Annotated in this window: 32 protein-coding genes; 31 read left to right on the top strand and 1 reads right to left on the bottom strand. The window is 44.6% G+C overall.

The window, feature by feature from the left end:
• Positions 1–32 precede the first annotated feature (32 nt).
• Positions 33–2111 (top strand): elongation factor G, encoded by a 2079-nt coding sequence (gene fusA, locus QM454_RS04635; protein WP_432362179.1) that lies wholly within the window; start codon positions 33–35, stop codon positions 2109–2111.
• Between the two features lie 126 nt (positions 2112–2237).
• Positions 2238–3425 (top strand): elongation factor Tu, encoded by a 1188-nt coding sequence (gene tuf / locus QM454_RS04630; RefSeq protein ID WP_432362176.1) that lies wholly within the window; start codon positions 2238–2240, stop codon positions 3423–3425.
• A gap of 80 nt (positions 3426–3505) precedes the next feature.
• Here tuf and QM454_RS04625 read toward each other — a convergent pair whose 3' ends face one another.
• A complete protein-coding gene (locus tag QM454_RS04625) occupies positions 3506–3703 on the bottom strand; it encodes a hypothetical protein (protein WP_432362173.1) in 198 nt (65 codons plus the stop codon).
• Positions 3704–4100: 397 nt separating this feature from the next.
• Here QM454_RS04625 and rpsJ point away from each other — a divergent pair, with 397 nt between their 5' ends.
• From rpsJ to QM454_RS04480, 29 genes are all read left to right on the top strand, one after another.
• A complete protein-coding gene (gene rpsJ / locus QM454_RS04620) occupies positions 4101–4409 on the top strand; it encodes a 30S ribosomal protein S10 (protein WP_042478628.1) in 309 nt (102 codons plus the stop codon).
• A gap of 39 nt (positions 4410–4448) precedes the next feature.
• Entirely contained in the window at positions 4449–5075 is a 627-nt protein-coding gene (gene rplC / locus QM454_RS04615; protein WP_432362169.1) for a 50S ribosomal protein L3, read from the top strand.
• A 25-nt stretch (positions 5076–5100) separates the two neighbouring features.
• Positions 5101–5724, top strand: a complete 624-nt coding sequence (gene rplD, locus QM454_RS04610) for a 50S ribosomal protein L4 (protein ID WP_432362166.1) — start codon at positions 5101–5103, stop codon at positions 5722–5724.
• Positions 5724–6008, top strand: coding sequence for a 50S ribosomal protein L23 (gene rplW, locus QM454_RS04605; RefSeq protein WP_432362163.1), 285 nt, complete (start codon positions 5724–5726; stop codon positions 6006–6008). The genes rplD and rplW overlap by 1 nt, the downstream gene beginning before the upstream one ends.
• Positions 6009–6041: 33 nt before the next feature.
• Positions 6042–6872, top strand: coding sequence for a 50S ribosomal protein L2 (rplB, locus tag QM454_RS04600; protein WP_432362160.1), 831 nt, complete (start codon positions 6042–6044; stop codon positions 6870–6872).
• A 63-nt stretch (positions 6873–6935) separates the two neighbouring features.
• Positions 6936–7214, top strand: a complete 279-nt coding sequence (rpsS, locus tag QM454_RS04595; RefSeq protein WP_147057454.1) for a 30S ribosomal protein S19 — start codon at positions 6936–6938, stop codon at positions 7212–7214.
• A 19-nt stretch (positions 7215–7233) separates the two neighbouring features.
• The gene (gene rplV, locus QM454_RS04590; protein ID WP_432362156.1) at positions 7234–7578 is read left to right on the top strand and encodes a 50S ribosomal protein L22; all 345 of its coding nucleotides are present in this window, start codon (positions 7234–7236) and stop codon (positions 7576–7578) included.
• Positions 7579–7581: 3 nt separating this feature from the next.
• Complete coding sequence (rpsC, locus tag QM454_RS04585) at positions 7582–8238, top strand: 30S ribosomal protein S3 (protein WP_432362153.1); 657 nt, start codon at positions 7582–7584, stop codon at positions 8236–8238.
• A 2-nt stretch (positions 8239–8240) separates the two neighbouring features.
• On the top strand, positions 8241–8675 hold the full coding sequence (rplP, locus tag QM454_RS04580) for a 50S ribosomal protein L16 (protein WP_060203427.1): 435 nt from the start codon (positions 8241–8243) through the stop codon (positions 8673–8675).
• Positions 8665–8865 carry a 50S ribosomal protein L29 gene (rpmC, locus tag QM454_RS04575; protein ID WP_009499049.1) on the top strand — a complete coding sequence of 67 codons (201 nt, stop codon included), beginning with the start codon at positions 8665–8667 and terminating at the stop codon, positions 8863–8865. The genes rplP and rpmC overlap by 11 nt, the downstream gene beginning before the upstream one ends.
• Before the next feature lie 17 nt (positions 8866–8882).
• A complete protein-coding gene (rpsQ, locus tag QM454_RS04570) occupies positions 8883–9146 on the top strand; it encodes a 30S ribosomal protein S17 (protein ID WP_147057446.1) in 264 nt (87 codons plus the stop codon).
• A 39-nt stretch (positions 9147–9185) separates the two neighbouring features.
• Positions 9186–9554 (top strand): 50S ribosomal protein L14, encoded by a 369-nt coding sequence (rplN, locus tag QM454_RS04565; RefSeq protein WP_251695511.1) that lies wholly within the window; start codon positions 9186–9188, stop codon positions 9552–9554.
• A 35-nt stretch (positions 9555–9589) separates the two neighbouring features.
• Positions 9590–9901, top strand: a complete 312-nt coding sequence (gene rplX, locus QM454_RS04560; RefSeq protein WP_381441645.1) for a 50S ribosomal protein L24 — start codon at positions 9590–9592, stop codon at positions 9899–9901.
• A 26-nt stretch (positions 9902–9927) separates the two neighbouring features.
• Entirely contained in the window at positions 9928–10467 is a 540-nt protein-coding gene (rplE, locus tag QM454_RS04555; RefSeq protein WP_432362147.1) for a 50S ribosomal protein L5, read from the top strand.
• A 19-nt stretch (positions 10468–10486) separates the two neighbouring features.
• Entirely contained in the window at positions 10487–10672 is a 186-nt protein-coding gene (gene rpsN / locus QM454_RS04550) for a 30S ribosomal protein S14 (protein WP_066366377.1), read from the top strand.
• A 29-nt stretch (positions 10673–10701) separates the two neighbouring features.
• Positions 10702–11100, top strand: a complete 399-nt coding sequence (rpsH, locus tag QM454_RS04545; RefSeq protein WP_432362144.1) for a 30S ribosomal protein S8 — start codon at positions 10702–10704, stop codon at positions 11098–11100.
• 30 nt (positions 11101–11130) lie between these two features.
• Entirely contained in the window at positions 11131–11670 is a 540-nt protein-coding gene (gene rplF / locus QM454_RS04540) for a 50S ribosomal protein L6 (RefSeq protein WP_432362141.1), read from the top strand.
• Positions 11671–11704: 34 nt separating this feature from the next.
• Positions 11705–12067 (top strand): 50S ribosomal protein L18, encoded by a 363-nt coding sequence (gene rplR / locus QM454_RS04535; protein ID WP_432362139.1) that lies wholly within the window; start codon positions 11705–11707, stop codon positions 12065–12067.
• 22 nt (positions 12068–12089) lie between these two features.
• Positions 12090–12590, top strand: coding sequence for a 30S ribosomal protein S5 (rpsE, locus tag QM454_RS04530; RefSeq protein WP_432362136.1), 501 nt, complete (start codon positions 12090–12092; stop codon positions 12588–12590).
• A gap of 13 nt (positions 12591–12603) precedes the next feature.
• Positions 12604–12786 carry a 50S ribosomal protein L30 gene (gene rpmD / locus QM454_RS04525; RefSeq protein ID WP_060203446.1) on the top strand — a complete coding sequence of 61 codons (183 nt, stop codon included), beginning with the start codon at positions 12604–12606 and terminating at the stop codon, positions 12784–12786.
• 33 nt (positions 12787–12819) lie between these two features.
• The gene (gene rplO / locus QM454_RS04520; protein ID WP_432362133.1) at positions 12820–13260 is read left to right on the top strand and encodes a 50S ribosomal protein L15; all 441 of its coding nucleotides are present in this window, start codon (positions 12820–12822) and stop codon (positions 13258–13260) included.
• Positions 13260–14552 carry a preprotein translocase subunit SecY gene (secY, locus tag QM454_RS04515; protein WP_432362130.1) on the top strand — a complete coding sequence of 431 codons (1293 nt, stop codon included), beginning with the start codon at positions 13260–13262 and terminating at the stop codon, positions 14550–14552. The genes rplO and secY overlap by 1 nt, the downstream gene beginning before the upstream one ends.
• A gap of 63 nt (positions 14553–14615) precedes the next feature.
• Positions 14616–15269: an adenylate kinase gene (locus QM454_RS04510; protein WP_432362127.1), complete on the top strand. Its 654-nt coding sequence runs from the start codon at positions 14616–14618 to the stop codon at positions 15267–15269.
• Positions 15270–15288: 19 nt separating this feature from the next.
• Positions 15289–15696: a hypothetical protein gene (locus tag QM454_RS04505; RefSeq protein WP_432362124.1), complete on the top strand. Its 408-nt coding sequence runs from the start codon at positions 15289–15291 to the stop codon at positions 15694–15696.
• Positions 15696–15914: a translation initiation factor IF-1 gene (gene infA / locus QM454_RS04500; RefSeq protein WP_060203457.1), complete on the top strand. Its 219-nt coding sequence runs from the start codon at positions 15696–15698 to the stop codon at positions 15912–15914. The genes QM454_RS04505 and infA overlap by 1 nt, the downstream gene beginning before the upstream one ends.
• 39 nt (positions 15915–15953) lie before the next feature.
• A complete protein-coding gene (gene rpmJ / locus QM454_RS04495) occupies positions 15954–16067 on the top strand; it encodes a 50S ribosomal protein L36 (protein WP_076758849.1) in 114 nt (37 codons plus the stop codon).
• Positions 16068–16091: 24 nt separating this feature from the next.
• Positions 16092–16457, top strand: a complete 366-nt coding sequence (gene rpsM / locus QM454_RS04490; protein ID WP_252504701.1) for a 30S ribosomal protein S13 — start codon at positions 16092–16094, stop codon at positions 16455–16457.
• A gap of 25 nt (positions 16458–16482) precedes the next feature.
• Entirely contained in the window at positions 16483–16872 is a 390-nt protein-coding gene (gene rpsK, locus QM454_RS04485; RefSeq protein ID WP_009499031.1) for a 30S ribosomal protein S11, read from the top strand.
• Between the two features lie 136 nt (positions 16873–17008).
• Entirely contained in the window at positions 17009–17953 is a 945-nt protein-coding gene (locus tag QM454_RS04480; RefSeq protein WP_432362118.1) for a DNA-directed RNA polymerase subunit alpha, read from the top strand.
• Positions 17954–17958: the final 5 nt, after the last annotated feature.

The following is a 17958-nucleotide window of genomic DNA, read 5'->3' as shown; positions in this document are numbered from 1 at the left end:
ACCTTAATCCGAAACGGAAGGAGTTATACAAAATGGCTAGAGAGTTCTCCTTAGATAATACTCGTAACATTGGTATCATGGCTCACATCGACGCCGGTAAGACGACGACAACTGAGCGGATCCTTTTTTACACAGGTAAAATCCACAAAATTGGTGAAACGCACGAAGGGGCTTCCCAGATGGACTGGATGGAGCAGGAGCAAGAGCGTGGAATCACGATCACATCTGCTGCGACAACAGCTGCATGGAAAGGCCACCGTGTAAACATCATCGATACGCCAGGACACGTAGACTTCACTGTTGAAGTTGAACGTTCACTTCGTGTATTGGATGGTGCTGTTACGGTACTTGACGCTCAATCAGGCGTTGAGCCGCAAACAGAAACAGTTTGGCGCCAAGCGACAAACTACAAAGTTCCACGCCTTGTTTTCGTTAACAAGATGGACAAAACAGGTGCAGACTTCCTTTACTCTGTAGGTACGCTTCACGATCGCCTACAAGCAAATGCTGTTCCTATTCAACTTCCAATCGGCGCCGAAGATACATTCAGCGGCATCATCGATCTAGTTGAAATGAAAGCAACAATGTACGGTAATGACCTTGGAACAGACGTTTCAGTCGAAGAGATTCCAGAAGAATACCGTGAGCAAGCTGAAGAGTACCGTGAGAAATTAATCGAAGCAATTGTAGACTTCGACGAAGATCTTATGGAGAAATACCTTGGCGGCGAAGAGCTTTCAATCGAAGAAATCAAAACAGCAATCCGTAAAGCGACACTTGCGGTAGAATTCTACCCAGTTGTTTGCGGTACTGCTTTCAAAAACAAAGGTGTTCAACTAGTACTCGACGCTGTTGTCGACTACTTGCCATCACCACTTGATATCGCTGCAATGACAGGTATTAATCCGGATACAGAAGAAGAGGAAGAGCGTCGTTCAAGCGACGAGGAGCCATTCTCTGCTCTTGCTTTCAAAGTTATGACTGACCCTTACGTCGGTAAGCTTACATTCTTCCGTGTATATTCCGGTGTCCTTCAATCAGGCTCATACGTCTTGAACTCAACAAAAGGCAAACGTGAGCGTGTAGGACGTATCCTTCAAATGCACGCGAACTCCCGTGAAGAAATCGCTGAAGTTCATTCTGGTGAAATTGCAGCAGCGGTCGGTTTGAAAGATACTGGAACAGGTGACACGCTTTGTGACGACAAAGCACCAATCATCCTTGAGTCCATGGAATTCCCAGAACCGGTTATCTCTGTAGCAATCGAACCGAAGACAAAAGGCGACCAAGACAAGATGGGTACTGCTCTTGCGAAATTGCAAGAAGAAGACCCGACTTTCCGTGCGCACACTGACCAAGAAACAGGCGAAGTCATCATCGCTGGTATGGGTGAACTTCACCTTGACATCATCGTTGACCGTCTACGTCGTGAGTTCAAAGTTGAAGCGAACGTTGGAGCGCCACAAGTATCTTATCGTGAAACATTCCGCAGCGCTGCGGAAGTTGAAGGTAAGTTCGTCCGCCAATCCGGTGGTCGTGGTCAATACGGTCACGTTTGGATCGAATTCTCGCCAAACGAAGAAGGAAAAGGTTTCGAATTCCAAAACAATATCGTCGGTGGTGTTGTTCCTCGTGAATACATCCCGTCCGTTGAAGCTGGAATCCGTGACTCACTGAACAACGGTGTTATTGCAGGTTATCCGTTGATCGACGTTAAGGCTCGTCTATTCGACGGTTCTTACCACGACGTTGACTCCAACGAGATGGCGTTCAAGATTGCTGCTTCCATGGCACTTAAAAATGCTGCAGCAAAATGTAACCCAGTTCTTCTTGAGCCGATGATGAAAGTTGAAGTTATCATTCCTGAAGAATACATGGGCGACATCATGGGTGATATTACATCACGCCGTGGTCGTGTGGAAGGTATGGACGCTCGCGGAAACGCACAAGTTGTCCGTGCAATGGTTCCACTTGCAGAAATGTTCGGTTACGCAACTTCACTTCGTTCGAATACACAAGGTCGAGGAGTATTCTCGATGGTATTCGATCACTACGAAGATGTTCCGAAATCAATTGCTGAAGAAGTTATCAAGAAAAATAAAGGTGAATAATTAAATTTCATCCTTGTTTCCATCTTTGATTACTTGTAAGATATGGATAGTTGGAGGAGATTCTTCTCCCCAGCATCCATGCTTATAAAAAATAAAACATTCATATTTTTAAGGAGGAATTCCACAATGGGTAAAGAGAAATTCGACCGTTCCAAGACGCATGCTAACGTTGGAACAATCGGTCACGTTGACCATGGTAAAACTACACTTACAGCAGCAATCGCAACAGTTCTTGCGAAAAAACTAGGTGGGGAAGCTCGTTCTTACGCTGATGTTGATAACGCACCAGAAGAAAAAGAGCGTGGAATCACAATCAACACGTCTCACATCGAGTACGAAACTGAAACTCGTCACTACGCACACGTTGACTGCCCAGGTCACGCTGACTATGTTAAAAACATGATCACTGGTGCAGCTCAAATGGACGGCGGTATCCTAGTTGTATCTGCAGCTGACGGCCCAATGCCACAAACTCGTGAGCACATCCTTCTTTCACGTCAAGTAGGTGTTCCTTACCTAGTTGTATTCATGAACAAATGTGATATGGTTGACGACGAAGAACTTCTTGAGCTAGTAGAAATGGAAATCCGTGACCTTCTTTCTGAATACGATTTCCCTGGCGATGACATTCCTGTTATCAAAGGTTCTGCTCTTAAAGCACTTGAAGGTGAGCCTGAGTGGGAAGAGAAAATCGTTGAGCTTATGAACGCTGTAGACGAGTACATCCCAACACCACCACGTGACACTGAAAAACCATTCATGATGCCAGTTGAGGACGTATTCTCAATCACAGGCCGTGGTACAGTTGCTACAGGACGTGTTGAGCGTGGACAAGTTAAAGTCGGTGACGTTGTTGACATCATCGGTTTGACTGAAGAGCCAAAATCAACTACTGTAACAGGTGTTGAAATGTTCCGTAAGCTTCTTGACTATGCAGAAGCTGGCGACAACATCGGTGCACTTCTACGTGGTGTTTCCCGTGAAGACATCGAGCGTGGTCAAGTACTTGCGAAACCAGGTACAATCACACAACATACTAAATTCAAATCAGAAGTTTACGTTCTATCAAAAGAAGAGGGTGGACGTCACACTCCATTCTTCTCTAACTACCGCCCACAGTTCTACTTCCGTACAACTGACGTAACTGGAATCATCCATCTTCCAGAAGGCGTAGAAATGGTTATGCCTGGCGACAACGTTGAAATGACAGTTGAACTTATCGCTCCAATCGCGATTGAAGAAGGTACTAAATTCTCAATCCGTGAAGGTGGACGTACAGTAGGCGCTGGCGTTGTAGCAACTATCGAAAAGTAATAACTTTTAAATCCCGCATTCGTGCGGGATTTTTTATTTGAAAGACTACTTGGTTTGCCAAAGGCATTTAGCGCGAGTGTTTATAGTTTAATTATAGAATGCTCCGCGTCCAAAGGTGTCTCTGCGTCCAAGGAGAGGCATTCCGCGCTCAAAGTAGGTGTTCCCACGCTCAAAGCGAGGCATTCCACGCTCAAAGGTGACAGTCCTGCGCTCAAAGCAAGGCACTCCGCGCTCAAAGGTGACAGTCCTGCGCTCAAAGCAAGGCACTCCGCGCTCAAAGCAAGACACTCCACGCTCAAAAGCAGCCGATCTCACTCAGCTTGCAATATACAAACTCATTTTCATAGCTTTTTACATACCTTATGCAACATATAAAACCGGCCACCGCTCAATTACAAAAAGCGTCATGTTTCGAGAAAATCTAAGCTGGTTTTCATATAAAATTCCTCAAAACAGTTGAATTATGAGTAGCATCCTATTATAATAAAAAAGCTGAGAAAAGAATTTCGCCAAAAGGGTTGCGAGATTCTTTTTCCTTGTGTATAATGTTGAATGTTGGTCTTTGACTGCGATGAAGCGAGAGGTTGCCGACACACCCGGCCGCTTTGCCATGGCATGTGTGTGGGAAATTTTCGTGGAGAATGTCTAGAAAATAGGCGAGAAGGAGGGAAAGTAATGGCAAAACAGAAGATTCGTATTCGTTTAAAAGCATATGATCACAGAATTCTTGATCAGTCAGCTGAAAAGATTGTAGAAACAGCAAAACGTTCAGGGGCTAGCGTATCAGGTCCGATACCACTTCCAACTGAAAGATCTGTTTACACAATTCTTCGTGCGGTACATAAGTACAAAGATTCGCGCGAACAGTTTGAAATGCGTACGCATAAACGTCTTATCGATATCGTCAACCCGACACCACAAACTGTCGATGCATTGATGAAACTCGATCTACCATCTGGCGTTGACATTGAAATCAAACTTTAATCGATAAAATAAAACTAATTTATTCAGGAGGTGTGACAAATGACCAAAGGAATCTTAGGGAGAAAAGTCGGCATGACGCAAATTTTTGCTGAAAACGGCGATCTCATTCCAGTAACTGTGATTGAAGCTGCTCCAAACGTTGTTCTTCAAAAGAAGACAATCGAAACAGACGGCTACGAAGCAATCCAGCTTGGATTCGACGACAAACGTGAGAAGCTTGCAAACAAACCTGAAAAAGGACACGTTGCAAAAGCTGAAACGGCACCTAAGCGCTTCATTCGCGAATTCCGCGGAGACGTTGCTGGGTATGAAGTTGGTCAGGAAGTCAAAGTCGATACATTCGCAGAAGGCGATATCGTCGACATTACAGGAGTATCTAAAGGTAAAGGTTTCCAAGGTGTTATTAAACGCCACGGTTACTCACGCGGACCAATGAGTCACGGTTCCCGTTTCCACCGTGCACCAGGTTCACTAGGTGCGGTTGACGGACAACGTGTATTCAAAGGTAAAAAATTACCAGGACGTACTGGTGGAGACACTGTTACGATCCAAAACCTTGAAATTGTACGAGTTGACGCTGAGCGCAACTTGTTGCTAGTTAAAGGTAACGTTCCAGGAGCGCGCAAATCACTTATTACAGTGAAAAGTGCAATCAAAGGGAACTAATTCTTAAAGGAAGGAGGAAACAAAAATGCCTAAAGTATCCGTACTAAGTCAGACTGGTTCTTCAGTTGGCGAAATCGAATTGAATGAAGCGATTTTCGGTATCGAGCCAAATGAAGCAGTTCTATTTGAAGCATTGGTTCAACAGCGTGCATCATTGCGCCAAGGTAACCATAAAGTAAAAACTCGCGCGGAAGTTGCTGGCGGTGGCCGTAAACCATGGCGCCAAAAAGGAACAGGACGTGCACGTCAAGGGTCGATCCGTTCACCACAATGGCGTGGAGGCGGTATCGTATTTGGTCCATCTCAAAGAAGCTACAGCTACAAGCTTCCTAAGAAAGTTCGTCGTTTGGCACTCCTTTCAGCACTTTCAACAAAAGTGCGCGATGAAGAAATCATCGTATTGGACGGTCTAACATTTGACGCGCCAAAAACAAAAGAATTCACAAAGGTCCTTGCAGATCTTTCAATCGATAAAAAGGCATTGTTCGTAACAGCTGACCTGGATGAAGCGGTGGCATTGTCCGCACGTAACATTCCTGGAATTAGCGTCGTTACAGCAAACGGCATCAACGTACTTGACCTTGTCGCTCATGACAAGCTTGTCATTACAAAAGATGCAGTTCAAAAAATTGAGGAGGTGCTTGGTTAATGGAAGCACGTGATGTACTAAAACGTCCGGTCATTACCGAGCGTTCTTCAGAACAAATGGAATACAAGAAATACACTTTCGAAGTCGACACACGCGCGAACAAAACACTTGTGAAGCAAGCTGTCGAAGAAATCTTCGGAGTGGAAGTTGAAAAAGTCAACGTACAGAACTACAAAGGTAAGTTCAAACGTATGGGCAAACATGCTGGTTACACAAACAGACGCCGCAAAGCGATCGTAACTTTGACTGCTGACTCAAAAGACATCGAACTATTCGAAATGTAATTGATTCGTAAATAAACGAAGGAGGGAACACTAATGGCGATTAAGAAATACAAACCTACCTCCAACGGACGTCGTAACATGACTTCTTCAGACTTCTCTGCTATTACAACAGATAAGCCGGAAAAATCATTGCTTGAACCAGTTAAGCGTAAAGGCGGACGTAACAACCAAGGTAGGATGACTGTTCGTCACCAAGGTGGAGGCCACAAGCGCCAATACCGTGTCATCGACTTCCAACGTCGGAAAGATGGCATTCCAGGACGCGTTGCTACGATCGAATACGATCCAAACCGTTCTGCTAATATCGCTCTAATCAACTATGTTGATGGAGAAAAACGTTATATCCTTGCTCCAAAAGGTTTGGAAGTAGGCATGACTATCATGTCAGGACCTGAAGCGGACATCCGCGTAGGGAACAGCCTTCCACTAGAAAACATTCCAATGGGTTCTACAATTCATAACATCGAATTGAAACCAGGAAAAGGCGGCCAATTAGTTCGTTCTGCAGGTACATCTGCACAACTTCTTGGACGTGAAGGCAAATATGTCATCATCCGTCTACAATCTGGCGAAGTTCGTATGATCCTATCTACTTGCCGTGCAACAATCGGTCAAGTTGGTAACGAACAACATGAATTGATCAACATTGGTAAAGCAGGTCGTTCACGTTGGATGGGCAAACGTCCAGCAGTTCGCGGATCTGTCATGAACCCTAACGATCACCCACACGGTGGTGGTGAAGGACGTACACCAATCGGTCGTCCGAGCCCAGTTACACCTTGGGGTAAACCAGCTCTTGGTTACAAAACTCGTAAGAAAAACAACAAATCCGACAAACTTATCGTTCGTCGCCGTAAAAAATAATGTGATGACACTGCGGTTCGGTGAGTGGACCGTAGTACAATCATCACGGGAGGAGGTTTTTCCATGGGCCGCAGCTTGAAAAAAGGACCTTTTGCAGATGATCATCTATTAAAAAAGGTCGACGCTCAAAAGGATGCACAAAAGAAACAGGTCATTAAAACTTGGTCACGCCGTTCCACAATCTTCCCATCCTTCATCGGATTGACGATTGCTGTATATGACGGGCGCAAGCATGTACCAGTATACGTGACTGAAGATATGGTTGGTCATAAACTTGGTGAATTCGTACCTACGCGCACATACAAAGGTCATGGCGCTGACGATAAGAAAACAAGACGTTAATTGAGAGGAGGTTATTCTGATGCAACAAGCAAAGGCTACTGCCCGTACAGTCCGTATTGCTCCTCGCAAAGTCCGTTTGGTCGTTGATCTTATCCGGGGCAAGAAAATCGGTGAAGCTGTCGCAATTCTACGCCTGACGCCGAAAGCGGCATCTCCGGTTGTAGAAAAAGTATTAAACTCAGCAATTGCAAATGCTGAACACAACTATGAAATGGACGTTGAGAACTTGATTGTTAGCGAAGTATTCGTTGACGAAGGTCCAACAATGAAACGTTTCCGTCCACGTGCACAAGGTCGTGCAAGTGCGATCAATAAACGTACTAGCCACATTACAGTAGTGGTATCCGAAAAGAAGGAGGGGTAATTCGTGGGTCAAAAAGTACATCCTAATGGTTTGCGGGTTGGCATCATTCGTGATTGGGATTCGAAATGGTATGCTGAAAAAGACTATGCGACTCTTCTACACGAAGACTTGAAAATCCGTGACTTCATCGAAAAACGCCTAGTAGATGCTTCTGTTTCCAAAGTGGAAATCGAGCGTGCTGCAAAGCGTGTAAATATTACAATCCACACTGCGAAGCCGGGTATGGTGATCGGTAAAGGCGGTTCTGAAGTTGAAGCACTTCGTAAATCGTTAAACGATCTAACTGGCAAGCGTGTACACATCAACATTGTTGAAATCAAACGTGCTGATCTTGACGCGAAATTGGTTGCAGAATCAATTGCACGTCAATTGGAAAGCCGTGTATCATTCCGTCGCGCTCAAAAACAAGCAATCCAACGCACAATCCGTGCAGGTGCAAAAGGAATTAAAACACAAGTTTCCGGACGTCTTGGCGGTGCTGACATCGCTCGTGCGGAACATTACAGTGAAGGTACTGTTCCTCTTCATACATTACGTGCAGACATTGACTATGCACACGCAGAAGCTGACACTACTTACGGTAAGCTCGGCGTAAAAGTATGGATTTACCGGGGAGAAGTCCTTCCAGTGAAGAAGAACTCTGAGGAAGGAGGCAACTAATTATGTTAATGCCTAAACGCGTTAAATATCGTCGTGTATTCCGTGGAAAAATGCGCGGGACTACAAAAGGCGGAGCATCAGTGCAATTCGGTGAGTTCGGTCTACAAGCAACTGAGTCAGGTTGGATTACAAACCGTCAAATCGAATCAGCACGTATCGCAATGACACGTTACATGAAACGTGGCGGTAAAGTTTGGATCAACATCTTCCCACACAAGCCATATACGAAAAAGCCTCTTGAAGTCCGGATGGGTTCCGGTAAAGGTGCTGTAGAAGGCTGGGTAGCAGTAGTGAAACCAGGTCGTGTAATGTTTGAAATCGCAGGTGTGTCAGAAGAGGTTGCCCGTGAAGCACTTCGTCTCGCATCTCACAAACTGCCCGTGAAGAGCAAGTTTGTAAAACGTGAAGAAATTGGTGGTGAATCTAATGAAAGCTAAAGAAATCCGTGACTTAACAACTGCAGAAATCGAGCAAAAAGTGAAATCACTGAAAGAAGAGCTTTTCAACCTTCGCTTCCAATTAGCGACAGGACAATTAGAAAACACTGCACGCATCCGTGAAGTTCGCAAATCGATTGCGCGCATGAAAACTGTAATACGTCAAAGAGAGATCAGTGCAAATAACTGATGAAGGAGGTTGCAGCCATGACTGAGCGTAACCAGCGCAAAGTATACACAGGCCGTGTAGTATCCGACAAAATGGATAAGACGGTTACCGTAATGGTGGAAACACATAAAAAGCACTCTTTATACGGAAAACGTGTAAAGTATTCTAAGAAATTCAAGGCCCATGACGAATTGAATGAAGCGAAAATCGGCGATGTAGTTCGCATTATGGAAACACGTCCACTTTCAGCTACAAAGCGTTTCCGCCTCATCGAAGTAGTCGAAAAAGCGGTCATCATCTAATATCGTTCGGAAAGTAAATTCCGAGAGGAGGTAGCCTCAATGATTCAACAAGAAAGCCGTATGAAAGTTGCCGATAACTCAGGAGCACGTGAAGTTCTAACAATTAAAGTACTTGGTGGAACAGGCCGTAAAACTGCTAATATCGGTGACGTAGTTGTTGTAACAGTGAAAAAAGCAACACCTGGTGGCGTTGTCAAGAAAGGCGACGTTGTCAAAGCTGTTATCGTCCGCACGAAGAGCGGAGTGCGTCGTAAAGATGGCTCCTACATTACGTTCGACGAAAACGCATGTGTTATCATCCGTGATGACAAGAGCCCACGTGGAACACGTATTTTCGGACCAGTTGCACGCGAATTGCGCGACAGCAACTTCATGAAAATCATTTCACTAGCTCCAGAAGTTCTTTAATCACATGACAGTGCCAATCAAGGAGGTGCGATGAAATGCACGTTAAAAAAGGCGATAAAGTTATGGTCATCACCGGAAAAGACAAAGGTAAGACCGGAGTAATCTTAGCTGCTTTCCCAAAAAAGGATCGCGTGCTTGTGGAAGGCGTCAACATTGTTAAAAAACATACGAAGCCAAACCAAGCAAATCCTCAAGGCGGAATCGTCAGCCAAGAGGCAGCTATCCATGTATCCAACGTCATGCCAATCGATCCTAAAACAGGTGAGCCTACTCGCGTAGGATACAAATTCGAAAATGGCAAGAAGATTCGTATTGCTAAAAAATCCGGTGAAGCACTGGACAAATGAGTAATGGATGAAAGGAGGTCCAACTGATGAGCCGATTAAAAGAGAAGTTTTTAAAAGAAGTCACACCTGCTCTCATGAGCAAGTTTGAATATAGTTCTGTAATGCAAGTACCAAAAGTAGAGAAAATCGTCATCAATATGGGTGTTGGTGATGCTGTTCAAAACTCAAAAGCGCTTGACGCGGCAGTAGAAGATCTAACGATCATTTCCGGTCAAAAGCCAGTAGTAACAAAAGCGAAAAAATCAATCGCAGGATTCCGTCTTCGTGAAGGAATGCCGATTGGAGCGAAAGTTACACTACGTGGCGAACGCATGTATGAGTTCTTGGACAAGCTGATTTCAGTTTCACTTCCACGTGTTCGTGACTTCCGAGGTGTATCGAAGAAAGCATTCGACGGTCGCGGAAACTACACACTTGGTGTGAAAGAACAACTGATTTTCCCTGAAATTGACTACGATAAAGTATCTAAAGTACGAGGAATGGATATCGTCATCGTTACGACTGCGAACTCCGATGAAGAAGCACGCGAGTTGCTAACGCAGTTCGGCATGCCGTTCCAAAAGTAAACTAAAGGGAGGCGAAAACGTGGCTAAGAAATCAATGATCGTTAAACAGAAACGTACGCCAAAGTTCAAGGTTCAAGAATATACACGTTGCGAGCGCTGTGGTCGTCCGCACTCCGTATATCGTAAATTTAAACTTTGCCGTATTTGTTTCCGAGAACTTGCATATAAGGGACAAATTCCTGGCGTTAAAAAAGCTAGTTGGTAATCCCCTAACTTGGGAAGGAGGTTAATGGAATGACAATGAGTGATCCGATTGCAGATATGCTTACACGCATCCGTAACGCGAACATGGTTCGCCACGAGAAGCTTGAGGTACCTGCTTCAAACTTGAAAAGAGAAATCGCTGAAATCTTGAAACGTGAAGGTTTCGTCCGCGATGTTGAATATGTGGAAGATAGCAAACAAGGCATTATCCGCATTTTCCTTAAATATGGTCAAAACAACGAGCGTGTTATCACTGGTCTTAAACGTATCTCAAAACCTGGACTTCGTGTTTATGCAAAAACAAATGAAGTTCCTAAAGTGTTGAACGGCCTTGGTATCGCCCTTGTGTCCACGTCAAACGGTCTCCTTACTGATAAGGAAGCTCGTGCAAAACAAGTAGGCGGAGAAGTCGTAGCTTACGTTTGGTAATCTGTAACAATTGAATGGAGGTGCAATAGAATGTCCCGAATTGGTAAACGTCCGATCGAGGTTCCTGAAAACGTGACAGTTACTATCGCTGATAATAACGTTGTTACTGTTAAAGGTCCGAAAGGCGAACTTACAAATACATTTAACGCTGATATTAAAATCGAGCAAGAAGGCAACGTCATCACTTTGACTCGTCCTTCTGAGTCTAAAGAACACCGTTCAATCCACGGAACAACTCGTTCCCTTTTGGATAACATGGTAACGGGTGTATCTAAAGGTTTTGAACGTACACTTGAACTTGTTGGGGTTGGGTACCGTGCTCAGCTTCAAGGCAAGAAACTCGTATTGAACGTAGGATACTCCCACCCGGTTGAATTCACACCGGAAGAAGGAGTAGAAGTTGAAGTTCCTGCAAATACGAAAATCATCGTTCGCGGTATTAACAAAGAGCGCGTCGGTGCTTTGGCGTCGAACATTCGTCAAGTACGTCCACCTGAACCGTACAAAGGAAAAGGTATTAAGTACGAAGGCGAACAAATCCGTCGCAAAGAAGGAAAAACAGGTAAATAATGCCGCGTAAAGGCATTCGGAAGGAGTGACCACGATGATCACGAAACAAGATAAGAACGCTGTCCGCAAAAAACGTCATGCACGTGTTCGTACGAAAATCAGCGGAACTCCAGCGCGTCCACGCTTGAACGTATATCGTTCTAACAAGCATATCTATGCACAACTAATCGACGATTTAAATGGCGTTACGATTGCTAGTGCTTCCACTATGGATAAAGGGTTCGAATTGGACTCTAAAGCGGATGCTGATGCAGCAGCTAAAGTCGGCGAGATGATCGCGAAGAAAGCTGTTGAAAAGGATGTCAAATCGGTTGTTTTCGACCGTGGCGGATACCTATTCCACGGCCGTGTGAAGGCTCTTGCAGACGCAGCACGCGAAAATGGACTGGAATTTTAATTAAGAAGGAGGGACATATTTCATGCGTCGTAATGATCAGAATAGAAGTGAATTCGAAGAACGCGTAGTAACGATCAACCGCGTAGCGAAAGTGGTTAAAGGTGGACGTCGTTTCCGCTTCACAGCACTTGTCGTTGTCGGAGACAAAAACGGTCGCGTCGGTTTTGGAACAGGGAAAGCGCAAGAAGTTCCTGATGCGATCCGTAAAGCGATCGAAGATGCGAAAAAGAACTTGGTCGAAGTGCCAATGGTTAAAGGAACGACTCCACACGAAATTATTGGACGTTTCGGTGCAGGCCAAATCCTTATCAAACCAGCAGCACCTGGTACAGGAGTAATCGCCGGAGGTCCTGTCCGTGCGGTACTTGAACTTGCAGGAATCACGGATATCCTTTCAAAATCCTTAGGATCAAGCACACCAATCAACATGGTACGTGCAACAATTGAAGGATTGAAGAATTTGAAACGCGCTGAAGAAGTTGCTAAATTGCGCGGCAAATCCGTAGAAGAACTGTTAGGTTAAGGGGGGAAACACAATGGCAAACAAACTTGAAATCACCCTTACGAAAAGTGTAATCGGTGCAAAGCCGGCACAACGTAAAACAGTTGAAGCTCTCGGTCTGCGCAAGTTGAATCAAACGGTTGAGCATCAAGACAATGTAGCAATCCGTGGCATGATCAACAAAGTAAGCCATTTAGTTACTGTCAAAGAACAATAATGCACATTTTCGAAATAAGGAGGTGCCGATAAGATGAAATTACACGATATGAAGCCAGCTGAAGGCGCACGTAAAGCACGTAAACGCATTGGTCGTGGAATCGGTTCCGGTACAGGTAAAACTTCCGGTAAAGGTCATAAAGGTCAAAATGCACGTTCTGGCGGCGGTGTTCGTCTTGGATTCGAGGGTGGTCAAATTCCACTTTTCCAACGTCTACCTAAGCGTGGATTCACGAACATCAATCGTAAAGAATATGCAATCGTGAATTTGGACGTACTGAACCGTTTTGACGAAGGTACCGAAGTTTCGCCTGAATTGCTAATTGAAACTGGAATCGTGAGCAATGAAAAATCAGGAATTAAGATTCTTGGAAATGGGACTCTTGAGAAAAAGATTACTGTCAAAGCTCATAAATTCTCTGCTTCTGCTAAAGAAGCAATCGAGAAAGCGGGCGGGCAAGTAGAGGTGATTTAATGTTTCAGACAATCTCCAACTTTATGCGCGTTAGAGATATCAGGTCTAAAATCATTTTCACACTAGTAGTGCTTATCGTATTCAGACTCGGTACATTTGTACCGGTCCCGAATGTCGATGCAACAGCTTTGCAACAATCAAACAACCAATTCATTGGATTTCTGAACATATTCGGTGGTGGGGCGTTGTCACAGTTCTCCATTTTCGCAATGGGAATTATGCCATACATTACAGCCTCCATCATTGTGCAATTATTGCAGATGGATGTCGTTCCGAAATTCACTGAATGGGCAAAGCAAGGGGACGTCGGAAGACGGAAGCTTGCGCAATTTACAAGATATTTCACAGTCGTCCTCGCCTTTATTCAAGCGATTGCCATGTCATTTGGGTTTAACCAGATGTTTGGCGGTACGTTGATCATCGGTGAAGGGATCTCCACTTATGTGATGATTGCGATTGTCTTAACTGCCGGTACTTCATTCTTGCTTTGGCTTGGTGAACAGATTACCGCAAAAGGAGTCGGTAATGGTATATCCATTATCATCTTCGCGGGTATCGTTGCAGCTATTCCAAACGCAGTAAACCAACTGTATGCAACTCAAATTCAAGATGCGGGAGACGCTTTGTTCATTCGCCTTGCTATGATGGCATTATTGTTGATCGTTATTATCGCGATCATCGTCGGAGTTGTTTATGTACAAGAAGCACTTCGTAAAATTCCAATTCAGTATGCAAAACGTATGACAGGCCGCGGGCAAACTACGGCCGGCCAACAAACGCACTTGCCGTTGAAATTGAATGCTGCAGGGGTAATCCCGGTAATCTTTGCTGTGGCGTTTTTCATAACACCACAACAAATAGCTGCATTTTTCGGTGAGAATAGTGTAACAAAGTTCATTACGCGAACGTTTGATTACAACGAACCTGTCGGAATGATTCTTTATGTAGCACTGATCCTTGCTTTCACATATTTCTACGCATTCATCCAGGTGAATCCGGAAAATATGGCAGATAATCTGAAGAAGCAAGGCGCGTATATCCCGGGCATCCGTCCTGGACAAAATACGCAAAACTATTTAACAAGCACTTTGTACAGATTGACTTTCGTCGGCTCAATTTTCCTTGCCGTCGTAGCAATCATGCCGATTTTCTTTATCAATTTGGCGAACCTTCCACAGTCCGCACAAATTGGAGGAACGAGTTTGCTCATCGTCGTCGGAGTTGCTCTTGAAACGATGAAACAGCTCGAATCACAACTTGTGAAAAGGCATTACAAAGGGTTCATGAAATAATATTTCTACTTGGTGTGACCTTCGGGTACTCCATGTTTTGAATAACGATGGAGGGCAAGACGTATGAATATCGTATTAATGGGTCTGCCGGGTGCCGGAAAAGGTACGCAAGCAGATAAAATTGTCGAGAAATACGAAATCCCTCATATTTCTACAGGCGATATGTTCCGTGCTGCAATTGCAGAAGGCACGGAACTTGGAGTCAAAGCAAAATCGTTCATGGATCAAGGTGCACTTGTTCCTGATGAAGTGACAATCGGCATCGTTCGTGAACGATTAAGCAAATCCGATTGTGATAACGGATTCCTACTTGATGGTTTTCCGCGCACAGTTCCTCAAGCAGAAGCATTGGATGCACTGCTTTCGGAGATGGAACGGAAGATTGAGCATGTTCTCAACATCAAAGTGGAAAAAGATGAACTTATTGCAAGATTGACCGGTCGCAGAATTTGTAAAGCGTGCGGCACATCCTACCATTTGCAGTTCAATCCTCCAAAGGTTGACGGCAAATGTGATAAGGATGGCGGGGAACTTTATCAGCGAGCGGATGACAATCCGGAAACTGTCACGAACCGTCTGGAAGTAAATATGAATCAAACAGCACCGCTCTTAGCTTATTACGATAACAAAGGCGTGCTGACGAATATAGATGGGCAAAAAGACATCAATGATGTTTTTAAAGATCTGGACACTATCTTACAAGAGAGTGGCCAGTGATCCTTTCCGGAAGCAATTCATGCACGCCATATGTGGGCAGCATCGCACTGTTGCACGGAAAGAGCATATGATTAACGAGCTGCAAAAGCATATGGTGCCCGGTATAGGAACTGGTGATAATCCATTGGCGGCACCGTTTTGGGACGTCGTAAATGCAATAGCCCATCAAGGTGGGTATAATGTAAAGGATGTCCGGAACTGTGTGGCGAGGATGGAATGCACCAACGGCAATCCTGTCGTTTGTGTCTTTTCCGATGCGATTTTCCGCAACAAACGTCAACGACTAACTTGCGGGAAACGAAGTGTGACAGGCGTCTTTCGAACATCACTCATGCAATCCGGACATATGTTGAAGGAAGCTTTGAAGGCGACTGCTGCCGCTCGATGGTTAAGACCTTTATTGGATATAGAAGGGAGACAGGATTGATGGCGAAGGACGACGTAATTGAAGTTGAAGGAACCGTAGTCGAAACGTTGCCGAACGCGATGTTCAAGGTAGAGTTGGAAAATGGTCATACGATTCTTGCGCATGTTTCAGGCAAGATCCGTATGCACTTTATCCGTATCCTACCTGGTGACAAAGTGACGATGGAACTCTCACCTTATGATTTGACACGCGGTCGTATCACATACCGTTTTAAATAAACTTTTGCAACTCCGGAATATTGAAGGAGGTTGGGTAAGATGAAAGTAAGGCCATCTGTAAAACCGATCTGCGAAAAATGTAAAGTTATTCGCAGACGCGGCCGAGTAATGGTAATCTGTGAAAATCCAAAACATAAACAAAGACAAGGCTAATACAAAGGGAGGTGCACAATCAATATGGCACGTATTGCTGGTGTAGACGTACCGCGCGATAAGCGCGTAGTCATTTCGTTGACATACATTTTCGGAATTGGTAAAACAACTGCACAGAAAGTATTGGCGGCTGCAGGCGTTTCTGAGGAAACACGCGTCCGTGATCTAACCGATGCAGAGCTTGATAAAATCCGTGAACAAATCGACAGCTTGAAAGTTGAAGGAGACCTTCGTCGTGAAACTTCTCTCAACATCAAACGTTTGATGGAAATCGGTAGCTTCCGTGGAATCCGTCACCGTCGTGGATTACCTGTTCGTGGACAAAACACGAAGAACAACGCACGTACACGTAAAGGTCCTAAACGGACTGTCGCTAACAAGAAGAAATAATAGGTAAAGGAGGTTTTTCGTAGACATGGCACGTAAACAACAAACTCGTAAACGTCGTGTGAAAAAGAATATTGAAACTGGTATTGCACATATCCGTTCGACGTTCAACAATACAATCGTAACGATCACTGATAGTCATGGGAATGCCCTTTCATGGTCCAGTGCGGGTGCATTAGGATTCAGAGGTTCCCGTAAATCAACTCCGTTTGCTGCACAAATGGCTGCTGAAACAGCTGCTAAAACTGCTATGGAGCACGGCTTGAAGTCTTTGGAGGTTACTGTTAAAGGACCAGGTGCTGGTCGTGAAGCTGCAATCCGTTCACTACAAGCTGCAGGTCTAGAAGTAACTGCAATCAGAGACGTAACTCCGGTTCCGCATAACGGATGCCGCCCGCCAAAACGTCGTCGTGTTTAATGGTTTGTTTTCCATTTGATTGAAAAGCACAATTTTTGGTAAAGCTGAATTGTGTGATTGCATTTTGATTTCTTTTGATAATCGATTTCAATATGGAACGGCCTATATACTAGACGTTTTGAAGGAGGGTAAATGAATGATCGAGATTGAAAAACCGAAGATTGAAACAGTTATGATCAGCGAAGATTCCAAGTTCGGTAAATTTATTATTGAACCATTGGAGCGTGGATACGGAAACACTTTAGGGAATTCCTTGCGCCGCGTGCTTCTTTCCTCATTGCCAGGAGCTGCCGTGACATCTATCCAGATCGACGGAGTTCTTCATGAATTCTCTACAATTGAAGGTGTCGTTGAAGACGTTGCAACAATTATTTTGAATGTGAAGAAACTAGCTCTCAAAATCTATTCAGATGATGAGAAAGTGATTGAAATAGATGTAAAAGGCGAAGGAACGGTTACTGCCGCTGATATCACTCATGACAGTGATGTTGAAGTGCTAAATCCGGATCTTCAAATCGCTACACTAGGCAAGAATGGTCATTTGCGTATGCGGATGTATGCTGTTCGTGGCCGTGGGTATGCACCTTCCGATCAAAACAAACGTGAGGATCTTGCGATTGGTGTTATTCCGATCGACTCTATTTACACTCCAGTTTCACGCGTCAATTTCCAAGTCGAGAATACTCGTGTAGGTCAAAGTACCAACTTTGATAAGTTGACGTTTGACATTTGGACAGATGGTAGCATCGGTCCGAAAGAAGCTGTTTCGCTCGGAGCAAAAATCCTGACGGAGCATCTGAATATTTTCGTTGGTATGACTGACGAAGCGCAAACTGCAGAAATTATGGTGGAAAAAGAGGAAGACCAGAAAGAGAAAGTGCTCGAGATGACGATTGAGGAACTGGATCTATCTGTGCGATCTTATAACTGCCTAAAACGCGCAGGCATCAATACAGTACTTGAACTTGCTAACAAGACCGAGGAAGAAATGATGAAAGTGCGCAACCTTGGCCGTAAATCACTTGAAGAAGTCAAGGCGAAATTGGACGAGTTGAACCTCGGGTTACGCTCGGAAGATTAAACAAC

The sequence above is a fragment of the Sporosarcina sp. UB5 genome, from assembly GCF_050859005.1.
Classification (GTDB): Bacteria; Bacillota; Bacilli; order Bacillales_A; family Planococcaceae; genus Sporosarcina.
Note: the sequence above shows the minus strand (reverse complement) of the source record. Positions and strands in the feature narration are given on the sequence as shown.

Coding starts and splice junctions, on each gene's coding strand:
- secY (WP_432362130.1), top strand. CDS start 13,260: ATGTTTCAGACAATCTCCAACTTTATGCGCGTTAGAGATATCAGGTCT.
- infA (WP_060203457.1), top strand. CDS start 15,696: ATGGCGAAGGACGACGTAATTGAAGTTGAAGGAACCGTAGTCGAAACG.
- rplO (WP_432362133.1), top strand. CDS start 12,820: ATGAAATTACACGATATGAAGCCAGCTGAAGGCGCACGTAAAGCACGT.
- rpsJ (WP_042478628.1), top strand. CDS start 4,101: ATGGCAAAACAGAAGATTCGTATTCGTTTAAAAGCATATGATCACAGA.
- rpsS (WP_147057454.1), top strand. CDS start 6,936: ATGGGCCGCAGCTTGAAAAAAGGACCTTTTGCAGATGATCATCTATTA.
- rplN (WP_251695511.1), top strand. CDS start 9,186: ATGATTCAACAAGAAAGCCGTATGAAAGTTGCCGATAACTCAGGAGCA.
- rpmC (WP_009499049.1), top strand. CDS start 8,665: ATGAAAGCTAAAGAAATCCGTGACTTAACAACTGCAGAAATCGAGCAA.
- fusA (WP_432362179.1), top strand. CDS start 33: ATGGCTAGAGAGTTCTCCTTAGATAATACTCGTAACATTGGTATCATG.
- rplP (WP_060203427.1), top strand. CDS start 8,241: ATGTTAATGCCTAAACGCGTTAAATATCGTCGTGTATTCCGTGGAAAA.
- rplX (WP_381441645.1), top strand. CDS start 9,590: ATGCACGTTAAAAAAGGCGATAAAGTTATGGTCATCACCGGAAAAGAC.
- QM454_RS04505 (WP_432362124.1), top strand. CDS start 15,289: ATGCACGCCATATGTGGGCAGCATCGCACTGTTGCACGGAAAGAGCAT.
- rpsE (WP_432362136.1), top strand. CDS start 12,090: ATGCGTCGTAATGATCAGAATAGAAGTGAATTCGAAGAACGCGTAGTA.
- rpmD (WP_060203446.1), top strand. CDS start 12,604: ATGGCAAACAAACTTGAAATCACCCTTACGAAAAGTGTAATCGGTGCA.
- rplB (WP_432362160.1), top strand. CDS start 6,042: ATGGCGATTAAGAAATACAAACCTACCTCCAACGGACGTCGTAACATG.
- rplR (WP_432362139.1), top strand. CDS start 11,705: ATGATCACGAAACAAGATAAGAACGCTGTCCGCAAAAAACGTCATGCA.
- rpsH (WP_432362144.1), top strand. CDS start 10,702: ATGACAATGAGTGATCCGATTGCAGATATGCTTACACGCATCCGTAAC.
- rpsK (WP_009499031.1), top strand. CDS start 16,483: ATGGCACGTAAACAACAAACTCGTAAACGTCGTGTGAAAAAGAATATT.
- rpsQ (WP_147057446.1), top strand. CDS start 8,883: ATGACTGAGCGTAACCAGCGCAAAGTATACACAGGCCGTGTAGTATCC.
- rplD (WP_432362166.1), top strand. CDS start 5,101: ATGCCTAAAGTATCCGTACTAAGTCAGACTGGTTCTTCAGTTGGCGAA.
- tuf (WP_432362176.1), top strand. CDS start 2,238: ATGGGTAAAGAGAAATTCGACCGTTCCAAGACGCATGCTAACGTTGGA.
- QM454_RS04510 (WP_432362127.1), top strand. CDS start 14,616: ATGAATATCGTATTAATGGGTCTGCCGGGTGCCGGAAAAGGTACGCAA.
- rplE (WP_432362147.1), top strand. CDS start 9,928: ATGAGCCGATTAAAAGAGAAGTTTTTAAAAGAAGTCACACCTGCTCTC.
- rpsM (WP_252504701.1), top strand. CDS start 16,092: ATGGCACGTATTGCTGGTGTAGACGTACCGCGCGATAAGCGCGTAGTC.
- QM454_RS04480 (WP_432362118.1), top strand. CDS start 17,009: ATGATCGAGATTGAAAAACCGAAGATTGAAACAGTTATGATCAGCGAA.
- rplV (WP_432362156.1), top strand. CDS start 7,234: ATGCAACAAGCAAAGGCTACTGCCCGTACAGTCCGTATTGCTCCTCGC.
- rplC (WP_432362169.1), top strand. CDS start 4,449: ATGACCAAAGGAATCTTAGGGAGAAAAGTCGGCATGACGCAAATTTTT.
- rplF (WP_432362141.1), top strand. CDS start 11,131: ATGTCCCGAATTGGTAAACGTCCGATCGAGGTTCCTGAAAACGTGACA.
- rplW (WP_432362163.1), top strand. CDS start 5,724: ATGGAAGCACGTGATGTACTAAAACGTCCGGTCATTACCGAGCGTTCT.
- rpmJ (WP_076758849.1), top strand. CDS start 15,954: ATGAAAGTAAGGCCATCTGTAAAACCGATCTGCGAAAAATGTAAAGTT.